The sequence below is a fragment of the Pseudonocardia ammonioxydans genome (assembly GCF_900115005.1).
Classification (GTDB): domain Bacteria; phylum Actinomycetota; class Actinomycetes; order Mycobacteriales; family Pseudonocardiaceae; genus Pseudonocardia; species Pseudonocardia ammonioxydans.
In genome coordinates, this window is the sequence record NZ_FOUY01000002.1 from 130,921 (window position 1) to 146,585 (window position 15,665).

At 77.2% G+C, this 15,665-nt stretch carries 2 protein-coding genes; both read right to left on the minus strand.

The annotated features are described in order from the left end of the window. Nucleotides 1-16: 16 nt before the first annotated feature. Nucleotides 17-1,303, minus strand: a complete 1,287-nt coding sequence (locus tag BM093_RS03180) for a GNAT family N-acetyltransferase (protein WP_093336887.1) — start codon at nt 1,301-1,303, stop codon at nt 17-19. Then, nucleotides 1,300-15,606: a non-ribosomal peptide synthetase gene (locus tag BM093_RS03185; RefSeq protein WP_093336890.1), complete on the minus strand. Its 14,307-nt coding sequence runs from the start codon at nt 15,604-15,606 to the stop codon at nt 1,300-1,302. Before BM093_RS03185 ends, BM093_RS03180 begins: the two co-directional genes overlap by 4 nt. Nucleotides 15,607-15,665: the final 59 nt, after the last annotated feature.

Sequence of the window (15,665 nt, forward strand, 5' to 3'; positions counted from 1 at the left end):
GCACCGCCCCGGCTGCTCAGCGCACGTCGCGGACCATGATCGCGGCGTCCTTGTGCGGGAGCGCGATCCGCCCGGCCTCGGTGAACCCGGCCCGGCGGAACGCGCCCCGCGCGGCCGCGTTGCGGGCGTCGGGCTCGGCGAGCACCCGCCGGCAGGCCGGATCCGCCCCGGCCAGTGCGGTGGCGACCGCGTCGAGCAGCGCCGCACCGGTCCCCCGGCGGTGCTCGGCACCGACGCACACGTGCACGCCCAGGTCGTCCGGGGTCACCGGGAACGACCGGGCGAGGGCGTGCGCCGCGGGCCGGTACAGCTCCAGGTAGCCGACCGGGCCGGCGTCCGGGTCGTCGGCCCGTTCGGCCAGGACGGCGACCGTCCCCGACCCGGGCCCGTGGGTGGCGAGCTCGCGGGCCCAGCGCTCGTCCGGCCAGGGCTGGCCGAAGAACCGGATCACCTCGGGGCGGCGCATCCAGCCGGCGACCGTGTGCAGGTCGGGGCCGTGCGGGCGGGCCGCCCGCAGGACGAACGGGCCGGCGCGCGGCGGCAGCGGCGGGTCGGCGAGCACCGGCGGCAGCTCGGGGACCAGCGGGTTCGGCCGCCGAAGCCACGGCGCCGGGTGCAGCCGGGGGCGGAACCACAGGTGGCCCGCGGTGAGCCAGCCGTCCAGCAGGTCGCGGACCGGACCCGGTGGTTCGGCGTCGCGGGCGGTCGTGAGCCGCCCCGTCAGCGCGGCGAGGCGGGCCTGCTCGGTCGCGGCGCCCGGCTCGCCCGCCGCGACCCGCGGGAGCAGACCGCGGACCAGCACTGCGTCGGTGAGCACTGCTGCGTCGCTGAGCACTGAGTCGGCGGGCACTGCGTGATGCGTGTCGTCGGCGGTCCGCAGCACCTCGAGCGCGGCGTCGACGGCAGCGACCGGGTCGCGCGGCGCCTCCGGGCCGAGCACGGGTCCGGAGGCGCCGGCGGGCGCGGGCGCTCCCCCACCCGGCCACGACGCGTCCGACCGGGCGGCGAGCTCGCCGCGCAGCGCTGCCTCGAGGACCTCCGCGTCCGGCTCGCGGTCGAGGGCCCCGTCGGTGGTGCCCAGCGCGATCCGGTCGAAGCGGTGCTCACCCACCACGGAGGCGTGTCCGACGTCGGCGACCACGCTCATCCCGGCCGCGGGCAGCGGCACCAGCAGCGGACCGGGTACGGGCCGGGAGCCGGTGTCGTCGAGCGCCGTGCGCAGGACCTGCTGCAGGGCCGGACCCGGTCCGGGCGGGGCCAGCGCGGCCGGTCCGGCACCGTTCGCGCGCACCACCCGGGTCACCGGCGCACCGCCGCGCGCAGCTCCTCGACCAGCTCGCCGGCCAGTGCACGGGCCTCGTCTCCGGTCCAGGCGTCGAGCCGATGGGTCAGCTCCAGCACGATCGATCCGTCCCCCTCCGGTTCGGCGACGCTCACGGTCAGGTCGGCGGTCGCACCGCCGGTGTCCAGAGCGTCCAGTGTGCCCAACACCCGTTGCTCGTCGGCCAGGCCGGTGTCCTCGTGCGGGACCAGCAGCACCGTCGGGCGGACCCGGGCCGGGTCGGCGTCCCACACCGCGCGGGCGACGGCGGCGAGACCGATCGACACGTGGTCGTAGCCGGCGAGGTCGTCGGCGCGGGTGGTGCGCAACAGCTCCGCGTCGACGCCGCGGGGCCCCGGCCGGACGGGCAGGATCGCGACGTCGGCGACGGAGCCGACCAGGTCGGTGAGCGCCGGTTCGGTCCGGCCCGCGACGAACGACGCCGTCGGCACCGGCACCGCCGCGCCGCGGCGGGCGAGCACGACCGCCAGCGCGGACTGCACGACGGTGAACAGCCCCGCCCGCTCCCGGCGGGCCAGTGCCTCCACCTCGGCCCGCAGCGCGGGGTCCAGCTCGGTGACGACGGTCTCCGCGGCCACCGGCACCGTCCCCGGTGCCGGCGGGTCCACGGGTGCGGGGACGCCGGTGAGCGCGGCCTGCCAGTACGCCACGGCGCGGGCGTGGCGGCCGTCCGGTTCGGGGCCGGACCCGCCGGCCGTGCCGGACCCGCCCGCGCTGCCGGACCCGTCCGCGGTACCGGACCCGCCCGCAGTACCGGACTCGCCTGCGGTGGCGGACCCGCCCGCGCTGCCCGACCCGTCCGCGGTAGCGGGGTCGTCCGCAGTACCGGACCCGCCCGCGCTGCCGGGGCTGCCCGCGGTGCCGGGGCTCTCCGCGGTGTCGGGCCCCGCGCTGCCGGGGTCGTCCGCGACGCCGGCGAGGGCCCGGGCCCACCGGGCGTGGTCGGTCGCGGTCACCGGCAGCGGGGTGAACTCCGGGGTGCGGCCCTGCCGGCGGGCCGCGTAGGCGGCGGCGAGGTCGCGCAGCAGCGGCACCACCGACCACTCGTCGACCCCGAGGTAGTGCAGCACCAGCACCAGCTCGCCGCCCGCGGCGAGAAGCGCCCGGAACGGCGGCTCGACGGTCAGGTCGAACGGCTCGCGGGCCAGCTCGGCGGCCGGGCGGGTGCTCTCCACCAGCCCGGGCCCGTGGTCGCGCACGAGGCGCAGGCCCTCGGCGGAGCTGGTGTCCGCGCTCGGACCGGGCCCGGTGAACACCGACCGCAGCGGCTCGTGCCGGGCGACGACGTCGTCGACGGCCGCGGCGAGCGCAGCGGTGTCGTAGGGCTCGGCGGGCCGCAGCACCAGCGCATGGTCCGGGCGCGGATCGACCCGGTGCCGGGCCCACCGCCACACCTGTGCGGGCGCGAGCGGCTCGCCCCGCGGGTCCGCCGGTGGCCCGGCGACCAGCTCCGGCCGGTCGGTGGGCCGGCGCGCGAGCAGGTCGGCGAGCGCGGCGACGGTGGGGGCGTCGAAGACGTCCCGGACCGACAGGTCGGCGCCGAACCGCGCCCGCACCCGGCCGATCAGCCGCATCGCGGCCATCGAGTGGCAGCCGAGGGCGAAGAAGTCGTCGTCCGGTCCCACGTCGGCAGCGCCGAGCACCTCGCCGACGAGCCCGGCGAGCTCGCGCTGGGCCGCGGTGACCGGCCCTCCCGAGCCGGTGCCCGGCAGCGGGAGCCGGTCCAGCGCCCGGTGGTCGATCTTGCCGTTCGGGGTGAGCGGCAACGGGCCGTCCAGCACGACGACCGCACCCGGCACCAGGGCGGCGGGCAGCCGCTCCGCGGCGTGCGCGCGCAGCCCGGCCGGCTCGGGCGCGCCGCCCGGTTCGGGGACGACGTAGGCGACGAGCAGGTCGCCCCGGGCGGCCACGACGGCCTGGCGCACCGCGGGGTGCGCGGACACGACGGCGGCGACCTCACCCGGTTCCACCCGGTGCCCGCGGATCTTCAGCTGGTCGTCGGTGCGGCCGAGGAACTCGAGGAGCCCGTCCCGGCGGCGCACCCGGTCACCGGTGCGGTAGAGCCGTGCCCCGGGCGGGCCCGCGGGGTCGGCGACGAAGCGCTCCGCGGTCGTCGCGGCCCGTCCCGGATAGCCGAGTGCGAGGCCGCGGCCCCCGACGTACATCTCGCCGGCGACGCCGTCGGGCACCGGGGCCAGCCGCTCGTCGAGGATCTGCACGACGGTGCCGGGATCCGGGCTGCCGATCGGCACCCGGCCGTCGGGCAGGGGCTCGGCACGCCACAGCGTGGAGTTCACGCTCGCCTCGGTGAGCCCGTAGCAGACCACCAGCGCCACCCGGCCGGCCCAGCGCTGCACCAGGTCCGCCGGCACCGCCTCGGTGCCGACCAGCACGTGCATCCCGGACGGCAGCTCGGTGCCGGCGGGCAACGCCCCGAGCAGGGCGGGCGGGATCGCGGCATGCGTGACGCCGTGCCGGGCCAGGAACGCCGGCAGCTCCGGTCCGGCGGTGCGGACCTCCTCCGGCGCCACGACCAGCCGCCCGCCCGAGCCCAGCGCCATGGCCAGCTCGAACACGACGACGTCGAAGCCGGGTGAGGCGAACTGCAGCACCCGCGACCCGGCGTCGAGGCCGAACCGGCCGGCGGCCGTCGCGGTCAGCACGCCGATGCCGTCGTGCGGCACCAGCACGCCCTTGGGCCGCCCGGTCGAGCCGGAGGTGTAGATCAGGTACGCCGGGTCGTCCGGTCCGAGAGCGACCGGCTCCGGCACGCTTTCCCCGGGCGCTCCGTCCGGCGCCAGCCGGGGCAGGCCCGGGACCGCCGGGATCCGGCCCGCCACCGCATCGGTGGCCACCAGCGCCACCGCGCCGGAGTCGGTGAGCAGGTGGGTCAGCCGCTCCGCCGGGTGCGCGGGGTCGACCGGCAGCCAGACCGCGCCGAGCCGCCACAGACCCAGCACGGTCGCGGCCAGGCCGGCGTCGCGCCCGACGGCGACGGCGACGACGTCCCGGCGCCCGATCCCGGACGCGGCCAGGTGCGCGGCGACCGCCGCGGCCCGGCCGTCGAGCTCTGCATAGGACAGATCACCGTCCGCATCGGTCACGGCGATCGCGTCCGGGTCGGCCGTCGCGTGCCGGGACACCACATCGGACAGTGGACCGGCGAAGGCGCCGCCCCCGTCCCGGTCGCCCGCCGACTCCGCCAGTGCCGCGCGCCCGGCCGGCCCGAGCACGTCGATCCGGCCGAGGGGAACCTCCGGTTCCGTCGCGAACGCCGCCGCGACCGCCGCGAAGCGCTCGGCGATCGACGCCGCCGTGGCCCGGTCGAACCGCTCCGCGGAGTACTCCAGGTGCAGGGCGAGGCCGGCGTCGTCGCCGGTGGTCTCGGCGAAGGAGAACACCAGGTCGAACTTGGCGGTGCGGGCCTCGACCGGCTCCTCGGTCACCGTCACGCCGGGCAGCGCGGGCAGCGTGTCCGCGGTCCGGGCGTGGTGGGCGACCATCACCTGGAACAGCGGGTTGCGCCCGGGTTCGCGGGGCGGGTTGACCCGCTCGACGACGGCCTGGTGCGGCACGTCGGCGTGCGCGAACGCGGCCAGGTCGGCGTCGCGCACCCGGGCCACGAGCTCGGCCGGGGTCGGGTCGCCGGAGGTGTCGGTGCGCAGCACGACGGTGTCGACGAAGAACCCGACCAGGTCCTCCAGCCGCTCGTCGGCGCGGCCGGTGACCGGCGCCCCGAGCGGCAGGTCGGTCCCCGCGCCGAGCCGGGTCAGCAGTGCCACGACCGCGGCGTGCAGCACCAGGAACGGGCTGGCCCCGTGCGTGCGGCCCAGCGCGTGCAGCCCGGTACGGACGTCGTCGGGCAGCGGGTGCTCGACGAGCCCGCCGGCGTGGGTCGGTCGCGGCGGACGCGGCCGGTCGGCGGGCAGCTCGAGCTCGTCCGGCGCGCCGGCCAGGGTCGCCTCCCACCAGTCGAGCCGGCGTGCCGCGAGCGATCCCGGATCGGCCGGGTCGCCGAGCAGCTCGGCCTGCCAGAGGGTGTGGTCGCCGTACTGCACCGGCAGCGGGGCCCAGCCGGGGGCCCGGCCCTCGAGGCGGGCGGTGTAGGCGGTGGCGAGGTCGTCGAGCAGCGGCCGGTCGGACCACTCGTCGGTGGCGATGTGGTGCAGCATGAGGAGGAGTGAGTGGTTGTCGCGGTCCTGGCCACGAAAACCACTCACGGGCACCACGGTCGCCCGGATCGGGATCTCGCGGGCGAGGTCGAACGGCCGCTCCAGCTCGGCCGCGACCAGCGCGGCGAGCTCCTCCGGGGTGGCGGGCTCGGCGACCGTGAACGGCACCCGCGCGGCGGGCAGGATCCGCTGCCGCGGGCCCGGTTCGACGATCACCGTGCGCAGCGCCTCGTGCCGGGTGACGACGTCGTCGAGCGCCGCACCGAGCGCCCCGGTGTCGAGCTCCCCGCTCAGCCGCAGGATCAGCGGGTAGTTGTACGCCGCCGACGCGCCCTCGCGGGAGACCAGCCACAGCCGGGCCTGCGCCCCGGACAGCGGCAGCAGGTCGCCGCGGTCCGGGCGGGCGACCAGCTCAGGCCGGTCGGTGCTCGGCGCGGCCACACCGGCCCGGGCCGCGAGGAGCTCCGGGGTGGGGGCGGCGAACAGGTCGCGCAGCACGAGGTCGGTGCCCAGCGCAGTGCGTGCCCGCGTCAGCAGCCGGGTGGCGAGCAGCGAGTGCCCGCCGAGGTCGAAGAAGTCGTCCTCCGGGCCGACCCGCGGCAGCTCGAGGACCTGGGCGAAGAGCCCGCAGAGGGTCTCCTCCGCCGGGGTCGCCGGTGGGCGGCCCTGCCCGGCCGGAGCCAGGTCCGGGGCCGGCAGGCCGCCGGTGTCGAGCTTGCCGTTGACGGTGAGCGGCAGGTCCTCGACCACCACGATCGCCGCCGGGACGAGATGGTCGGGCAGCCGCTCGCGCAGGTCGTCCCGCAGCACCCGCGGCAGGTCGGCACCCGGCTCCGGGTGCACGGCCGCCGATGCCGCCGCAGCCGCGACGACGTAGCCGACCAGCCGGGCGATCCCGCCCGGGCCGGACCGGTCGGCGACCACGGCGGCCCGCGCCACCGCGGGGTGCGCATCGAGCACCGCGGCGACCTCGCCGGGCTCGACCCGGTGCCCGCGGATCTTCACCTGGTCGTCGGTACGGCCGAGGAAGTCGAGCACGCCCCGGCCGCCCTCCCCGATGCGGCGGCGCACGAGGTCCCCCGTGCGGTACATGCGGCCACCCGGCCGGTGCGGATCGGCGACGAACCGCTCCGCGGTCAGCCCGTACCGGCCGAGGTAGCCGCGGGCGAGCCCGTCACCGGCGATGTAGAGCTCACCGGGGACACCGTCGGGCACCGGCCGCAGCCAGGCGTCGAGCACGTGCGCCGTGGTGTTGGTGATCGGCCGTCCCACCGTCGGGGTGGCCGAGTCCTCGGTCCCCGCCCCGAGCGTGTTGATCGTGTACTCGGTCGGGCCGTACAGGTTGTAGCCCAGCACGCCGTCGGCCTCGCGCAGCGCCGTCCAGACCGCGTCGGACACCGCCTCGCCGCCGAGTAGCACCAGCGGCATCGGTCGCTGCGCGAGCAGCCCGGCGTCGAGCAGCGCGGCGGCATAGGTCGGGGTCACGTTGACGACGTCGACGGCGTGCTCGTCGCAGTAGGCGACCAGGCGTTCGGCGTCGCGGCGCAGCTCCTCGTCGGCGACGTGCACCTCGTGCCCCTCGACGAGCCAGAGCAGCTCCTCCCAGCTCATGTCGAACGCGAACGACACGGTGTGCGCCACCCGCAGCCGCGCGTGCGGGCCACGCCGGGCACGGACGTCGGCGACGACCGGATCGAAGATCTCCCGGCGGTGGTTGATCTGCATGTTCGTCAGGCCCCGGTAGGGGGTGACGACGCCCTTGGGCCTGCCGGTCGAGCCGGAGGTGTAGATGACGTAGGCGGGCAGGTCGAGCCGGCGCGGGTTGCTGCGGGCGAACCCGCCCAGCTCGTCGTCGGTGAGCGGGCCGGGGTCCAGTGCGGACCGTTCCGCGGTGACGGCCGGGGCGTCGAGCACCACCGTCGCCACCCCGGCACCGTCCAGTGTGGGCGCGACGTCGGACGTGGTGAGCAGCGCGACCGGGCCGGCGTCGCGCATCGTCTCGACCAGACGCGCCGCCGGGTGGTCCAGCTCGAGCGGGAGGTAGGCCGCGCCGGTGCGCAGCACCGCGAACAGCGCGATCACGGTCTCGGCCGAGCGCGGCAGCCCCAGGGCGACGACGGTCTCCGGGCCGGCCCCGCGGGCGAGCAGCAGCCGCGCGGTCCGGTTGACCGCCGCGTCGAGCTCGGCGTAGCTGAGCCGGGTGGAGTGCGAGACCAGCGCGAGGTCGTCCGCGGCGACGGCGGCTCGCTCGGCGAGCAGGTCGGCGATCGTGTCGCCGGCGAGGTCCACCGGGTCACCGTCGCGGTACCGCTCGACCGCCGCCCGCTCGGCCTCCGAGCGCAGGTCCTGGCCCGCGACCGGGTCACCGGGCCCGTCGAGCAGCGCGGTCACAGCACGTTCGACACGCCCGATCCAGGCCGCTGCCTCGTCGTCACCGACGGTGTGCGACAACGTGATCCGGAACCGCTCGCCCGGGGTGACGATGAACGTGAGCGGGTAGTGGGTGGCGTCGACGTTGTGCAGGGCGGTGACGCCGTGCCGGGCCCCGAGGTCGGCGATCCGCTCCGCCCCGCCCTCCGGACGGTAGACGAACAGGGTGTCGAACAGCGTCCGGTGCCCGGACAGCCGCTGGATCTCCCCCAGCCCGACGGTCTCGTGCGGCAGCAGTGCCAGGCGCTCGTCCTGGACCCGGGTCAGCAGGTCGGCCCCGCTCTCGGCGGGCTGCAGCACCACCCGGGCGGGCACGGTGTTGAGGAACAGCCCGACCACGTTCTCCACGTCGGGCACGGCGCTCGGGCGCCCGGCGACCGAGGTGCCGAACACGACGTCGGTCCGCCCGGTCCCGGCGGCGAGCGCGAGCGCCCACGCCGTGGTCAGGACCGTGCTCGGCGTGACCCCGCGCTCGCGGGCCAGCTCGCGCAGCCGGGCCGAAGTGGCGGCGTCGAGCTCGCTGTGGGTCTCGGTCACCTCGTGCCGCGCGGTGCCGGGTGGTGGCCCGGCGAGAGTCGGCTCCTGGAGCCCGGCCAGCGCCGTCCGCCAGGCCTCCCGGCCGGGTTCAGGGTCCCGGGCAGCGAGCCAGGCGAGCAGGTCGCGGTAGCTGCCGCCGGGCTCGGGCGGGGTGTCGCCGGCGTAGGTGTCGAACAGGCCGCGCAGGACCAGCCAGGCCGACCAGCCGTCCCAGATCAGCAGGTGGCGGTGGATCAGCACCCGGTCCCGGCCGCCGCCGCGCAGCACCGTGACCCGGAACAGCGGCGGCGCCGCCGGGTCGAGCGGGGTGGCCCGGTCGGCCGCGGTGGCGCGCTCACGCTCGGTGTCGACGTCCGCCCCGGCCACGCCCAGCTCGACCACCTCGACCGGCGGCGCGGGATCGGACAGGACGAACTGGACGGGGCCGTCGAGTCCGTCGGCGGTGAACCCGGCGCACAGCGCGGGATGGTGGGCCATGAGGGTCGCGACGGCGTCGCGGAACCGGTCGAGGTCCAGCTCGTGGTCGAGGTCGACGGTCTCCTGCACGGTGTAGACGTCGTGCTCGGCGCCGTCGAGGGTGGCGTGGAAGTACAGGCCCTCCTGCAGCGGGGAGAGCGGCCAGATCTCGGCGACGCCGGAGCCGGCGACCGCCCGGACCCGGTCCCACGTCGCGGCGTCCGGTTCCGGCAACGGCGGGATCGGCGCGGCGGCCTCCCCGGCCCGGCCGGCGACCGCGGCCGGGGTCCGCCCGGCGAGCACGTCGGCCGGGCCGACGTCGAGCCCGGCGCGGCGGGCCCGCGACGACACCGCGATCGAGGTGATCGAGTCGCCGCCGAGGGCGAGGAAGTCGTCGTCGGCGGACACCGTGTCGCGCTGCAGGACCTCGGCGAACGCCGCACACAGCACCCGCTCGGCATGCGTGGCCGGTGCGCGGGACGCGCCGGAGCCGGTCGCCCCGGGCGCGGGCAGCGCCGCCCGGTCGAGCTTGCCGTTCGGGGTCAGCGGGAGATCGTCGAGGACGACGACGGCCGCCGGCACCATCGCCTCCGGCAGCCGCGCCGCCAGCGCCTCGCGCAGTGCCGATCCCTCGACACCGCAGCCCTCAACACCGCAGCCCTCGACACCGCAGCCCTCGACACCGCCGGCCCGGGGCACGACGTACCCGACCAGCGTCGGGGCCGGGCCGTCGCGGCGGATCACGACCGCGGCACGGGCCACCCCGTCCAGGGCGCCCAGCGCGGCCTCGATCTCACCGAGCTCGATCCGCTGCCCGCGGATCTTCACCTGGCCGTCGTCGCGACCCAGGTACTCGATCGCGGCGCCGGTCCGGCGCACCACGTCGCCGGTGCGGTAGAGCCGCTCCCCCGGCCCGCCGAACGGGTCGGCGACGAACCGGTCGGCGGTCAGGTCCGGACGGGCGTGGTAGCCGCGGGCCAGCTGCACGCCGGCCAGGTAGAGCTCGCCCGGGACACCGTCGGGCACCGGCCGCAGGCACGCGTCGAGCACGTGGGTGCGGGTGTTCCAGACCGGCGTCCCGATCGGGACGGTGCCGCCCGCACCGCTCCCGGGACCGTCCGCGCCGTCGGCAACAGGCGACGCTGCGACAGCGTGCGCGGTGACGTCGACCGCGGCCTCGGTCGGGCCGTACAGGTTGTGCAGCGGCACCCCGGTCAGCGCGTGCCAGTCCCGGGCGGCCGCGGCGGGCAGCGCCTCGCCGGAGCAGAACACACGGCGCAACGACCGCGCCCAGCCCGCGTCCGCGGTGACCTGCTCCGCGGCCAGGAAACCCTCCAACATGGAGGGGACGAAGTGGAGCGTGGTGATCCGCTCGTCCCGCACGGTCGCGGCCAGGTACTCGGGGTCGCGGTGCCCGCCGGGTCGCGCGAGCACCACGGTGGCACCCTCGGCGAGGGCCCAGAAGAACTCCCACACCGACACGTCGAACCCGGCCGGGGTCTTCTGCAGGACCCGGTCGTCGGCGCCGAGCGGGTACGCGTCCTGCATCCAGTCGAGCCGGTTGCCGACGGCCCGGTGGCTCACGACGACGCCCTTGGGCCGCCCGGTGGAGCCGGAGGTGTAGATCAGGTAGGCGGCGTCGTCGGGGTCCGGGTGCGGCAGCTCCGCAGGCACCGGCCCGGCCGCCGCCTCCTCCACCGGGATCCGGGTGACACCGGGGAGCCCGGGCAGCGGGACATCCTGCGGCGACGCGCCCTCTGCCGGACCGCCCTGTGCCGCAACGACCACCAGGTCCACCCCCGCGTCCGCCGCCACGAACGACAGCCGCTCCGGCGGGTGCTCGGGGTCGAGCGGCAGGTAGGCCGCCCCGGAGCGCAGCACGCCGGTCAGCGCGACCATCAGCGCGCACGAACGCGGGACCGCGACCCCGACCACGGTCCCCGGCCCGGCGCCCCGCTCGCGCAGCGCCCCGGCCAGGGCGGCCGAGCGCCGGTCGAGCTCCGCGGCCGCGAGCTCACCGTCCGGTGCGACGACGACGGTCCGCCCGGGATCGCGCGCGAGGCCCGCGGTGATCCGCTCGGGCAGGGTCCGGGTGTCGAGCGGGCGCACCGGTCCGGCCGCCGGTTCGGCGCCGGCGCGCAACGGGAGCGACCCGGTGGCGCGCGCCGGCTCGTGGACCAGCGCGTGCACGGTGGCACCGAACAGCTCCAGTACCAGGGCAGCGGTCTCCACATCGACCCGGTCGAGGTCGTGCTTGAGGACGACGGTCGTCTCCGCGCCGGTCCCGACGACCAGCGCCAGCGGGTAGTGGACGGCGTCGCGGACCTCCACGTCCCCGACCACGCCCTCGGCGGCGGCCGGGAAGTTCTCCACGACCACGATCGAGTCGAACAGCTCCCCGCGGTCGCGCTGCAGGTCCGCGAGCCGCACCTGCGGGTGGTCGAGGACGGCCGTGCGGCCCTCCTGCATGCGCCGCAGCGGCACGGACAGCGGTTCCCCGGGAGCCCAGCGCAGCCGCACCGGGACGGTGTTGACGAACAGCCCGACGGCCTCGGCGATCCCGTCGACGGCGGCGTCGCGGCCGGAGACCGTGCTGCCGACCAGCACGTCGCAGTTGCCCGTGAGCGCACCGACGGTGAGCGCCCACGCCGCGTGCAGCAGCGTGGACGGGGTGACCCCCTGGGCCCGGGCCGCGCGGTCGAGGGCGCCGGTCGCCTCCGCGTCGAGGGTCAGCGTGCGCCGCGCGTGCGGGCGGGGAACCGGAGCAGGCAGCTCGGTGCCGGACAGGGCGGTGTCGGACAGGGCAGCGTCGGACTGGGCAGTGCCGGGCAAGGCAGGGCCGGGCAGTGAATCGAGCAGGCGCACCGGCTCGGCACCGGCCAGCTCCGCGTCCCACACTTCGCGCGCCTCCGCCCGCGCCGGGCCGGTGTCGAGCGCGGCGAGGTGGTCGAACCAGGCACGCAGGCGTGCCTCGGCCTGCTGCGTGCGCCCGTCGTCGGCGGGGGTCCGGCCCCGGCTGCGCTCGGCGTAGGCCTGCTGCAGCTCACCGACCAGCACCGCGACCGACCAGCCGTCGAGCACGGCGTGCTGGAAGGTCAGGGCGAGCCGGGCCCGGCCGTGGTCGTGCAGCAGCGCCGCGCGCAGCAGTGGCGGGCGGGCGAGGTCGAACGGCCGTGCCCGCTCCGCGTCGAGAACGGCGGCGCCCCCGTCGGTGCCGGCGGCAGCACTGCCTCCGGCGGCGCTCCCCCCGGCGGTGCTGCTCCCGTCGGCGCTGCTCCCGTCGGCGCTGCCACTATCGGTGCTGCCCCCGTCGATGCTGCCGTCAGCGCTGCCCCCGGCGGTTCCGGCGGCGTCCACGTGGTGCTCGCTCCACGGCAGCTCCACCCGCGCCGCGACGGCCTGGACCACCCGGCCGTCCGCACGCTGGGCGAACCCGGCACGCAGCTGCGGGTGCCGGTCGAGCAGGTCCTGGACCGCCGCCCGCAGCGCATCGGAGTCCACATCGGATGGGAGATCGAGCACCTCCTGCACCACGTAGGACGTGTCGGAGGGGTCCAGCGCCGCGTGGAAGAAGAACCCCTCCTGCAGCGGCGAGACCGGCCCGGTGAACGCGATACCGCCGGGCACCTCGAGCGCGGCGTGGGCCTCATCGTCCGGTTCGGTCACGGACGACGAGCAGTCCGTTCCGGTGTGGACGGTCCGGGTGCCGACGACCTCGGCCAGCTCCTGCACGGTCCGGTGCGTGAAGACCTGCCGCGGCGTGATCGTCAGCCCGGCCTCCCGGGCCCGCACGACCAGCCGGATCGACAGCACCGAGTCCCCGCCGAGGGCGAAGAAGTCGTCGTCGGTGCCGATGCCGGGCACCCCGAGCACCTCCGAGACCAGCGTGCAGAGCAACTCCTCGCGCGGCGTCCCCGGACGCGTACCCCGGACCTGCGCCGACAGGTCCGGCGCCGGCAGCGCCGCCCGGTCGGTCTTGCCGCTGGCCAGCACCGGGATCGACGGCACCGGCACGACCGCGGCCGGCACCATCCAGTCGGGCAGCCGGTCGCGCAGGTGCTCGCGCAGCGTGCCGACGAGCACGTCGACGTCGCGGAACGGGGCCGGGCGGTGCACTAGCTCCGCGGCCCCGGTGGGCCGGTACACGGCCTCCTGCGCCGCCGCCGGCTCGGACCCCGCCCCGGGGCGGGTGAACAGCAGCTCGACCGTGGGCTCCGAGCCCCAGGTCCCCGCCGCGGTGTAGCCGAGCGACTCGCCGAGCCGCAGCAGCTCCTCGGGGTCGGCGCCGGCCTCCGGTTCGGGTTCGCCGTCGATCCGGGCGCGCGCCGCGCGGTCGCCCGCGGACCGCAGGTCGGGCACCCCGGTCACGCGCAGTGCGTCCGGACGCCCGTCGGCCAGCGCACCACGGATCGCGCCGGCCAGACCGTGTGCGCTCGAGCCCGCCCCCGCCCAGCTGAGCCGTACCGGTTCGGGCCCGGGAGCCCCGCCGGCCCCGGATGCACCGGAACGGCGCAGCACGACGTCGTAGCGGTAGCGCGACAGCTCGTCGTGGGCGGTGGCGCGCTTGATCCGGATCAGGGCGCCGTCGAACCCGTCGAGCCCCGCGTACCCGTCGAGCCCGGTGAAGAAGTCCGGGTGGCAGAGCAGCTCGCCCTCCCAGGCCACCGCACCGTCGAGCGCCCGGCGCAGCTCGGCCGGGTCCGCCGCCGGCGAGCGGGTGGCGACGACCCCGGCCCGGAAGGTCCGCAGCAGCCCGGCGTGCCGGACGTCCCCGACGAAGATCGCCCCGCCGGGTGCGAGCAGCCCGGCGGACCGCTGCAGCACATCGAGCAGGTACTCCGGCCCGGGGAAGTACTGCGCCACCGAGTTGATCACGATCGTGTCGAACGGCCCGGCCAGGTCGTCGAGCTCGTGGGCGGCGCGGGCGTGCAGCTCGACCCGCTCCTGCAGCTCGGGGCGCCCGTCGACCCAGCGGCCGAGTGCGGCGACGGCCTCGGCGGAGACGTCGGTACCGACGTAGCGCGGGCAGCCCGCGGCGAGCTCGGCCAGCAACAGCCCGTTGCCGACGCCCAGCTCCAGCACCCGGCCGGGGCCGAGCTCGCGGATCCGCTCGACGGTCGCGTCGCGCCAGGCCCGCATGTCCGCCCGCGGGATGGCGGTGCCGTCGTAGGTCGAGTTCCAGCCCGCGAAGCCGCCCTCGTAGCCGGTCGGGTCGCCGTCCTCGGCGGAGGTGGCCGCGTAGAGCAGCTCGTGGACGTCCTTCCAGTTCGACACCCGCTCCGCGGCGTCGGTGCCACCGGTGGCCGGCACGACCCAGGCGGCCAGCCGCCGGTCACCCGGCGCCGGCTCGTGCAGCCCGGCGACGGCGTCGGCGACGTGCGGGTGCGCCCGCAGCACCGACTCGATCTCGCCCGGCTCGATCCGGTAGCCGCGCACCTTCAGCTGGTCGTCGGCCCGGCCGAGGAACTCGAGCTCGCCGTCCGGGTCCCGGCGGACCAGGTCACCGGTGCGGTAGAGCCGCTCCCCCGGCCCGCCGAACGGGTCGGCGACGAACCGCTCGGCGGTCAGGCCGGGCCGGTTCAGGTAGCCGCGGGCGAGCCCGGGGCCGCCGAGGTAGAGCTCGCCCTCGTCCGCGGGCGCCAGGTCCGGGCCCAGCACGTGCACGGTCGTCTGCGGGTCCGGGACGCCGATCGGCACGGTCGGCCCGGTCCGCGCCGGGTCGCACTCGCCCAGCGTGGAGTTGACCGTCGCCTCGGTCGGGCCGTAGGCGTTGACCATCCGCCGGTCCCGGCCCCAGCGCGCGACCAGCTCCGGCGACACGCGCTCGGTGCCGGCGAGCAGGGTCGCGCGCGGCAGGTCGACGTCCGGGGGCAGCGCGGCGAGCAGGGCGGGCGGCAGCGCCATCACCGTCACCGCGTGCTCGCGGGCGTAGCCGGCCAGCTCCGGGCCGGGCAGCCGCAGCTCCGCGGGCACGACGACCAGCCGCCCGCCGGACAGCAGCGCCATGCACAGTTCCCAGAACGCGACGTCGAAGCCGGTCGAGGCGAACCCGAGGACACGGTCGTCGGGCCCGACCCCGAGCCGGTGGGACTGCGTCGCCACCAGCTGCGCGACGCCCGAGTGCGTCACCACGACGCCCTTGGGCCGCCCGGTGGAACCCGAGGTGTGGATGACGTAGGCGGCGGAGCGGACGTCGAGCTCCACCGCGGACGCGGGCGCGGCCGCGGCGATCGCGCCGGCGTCGTCGTCGAGCAGCACCGCAGGCGTCCCGGCCGGGAGCGGCAGCTGCGCGGCGGTCTCCCGGGTGCCGAGCAGCACGGCCGGGCGGGCGTCGTCGACCACCAGCTCCGTGCGGGACGGCGGCTGGTCCGGGTCGAGCGGCAGGTACGCCGCCCCGGCCCGCAGGATCGCGACCTGGGCGACGACCAGGTCGACTCCGCGCGGGACGGCCAGCGCGACCAGCGTCTCCGGGCCCGCGCCCCGCTCGACGAGCACCGTGGCCAGCCGGGCAGACCGGTCGTCCAGCTCGGCGTAGGTGAGCCGCTGGGCACGGCACTCGACCGCGACCGCGTCCGGGGTCGCGGCGACCCACCCGGCGAACAGTTCCGGCCAGGTCGCCGGCGCCTCCTCGGGGCGGGGGCCGGACGGGGACGACAGCGTGCGGGTCACGACGGGGGTCTCCTGTGGGGACGAGGTCGGTACGGGCGACGGGGCCGCCGGGTCGCGGG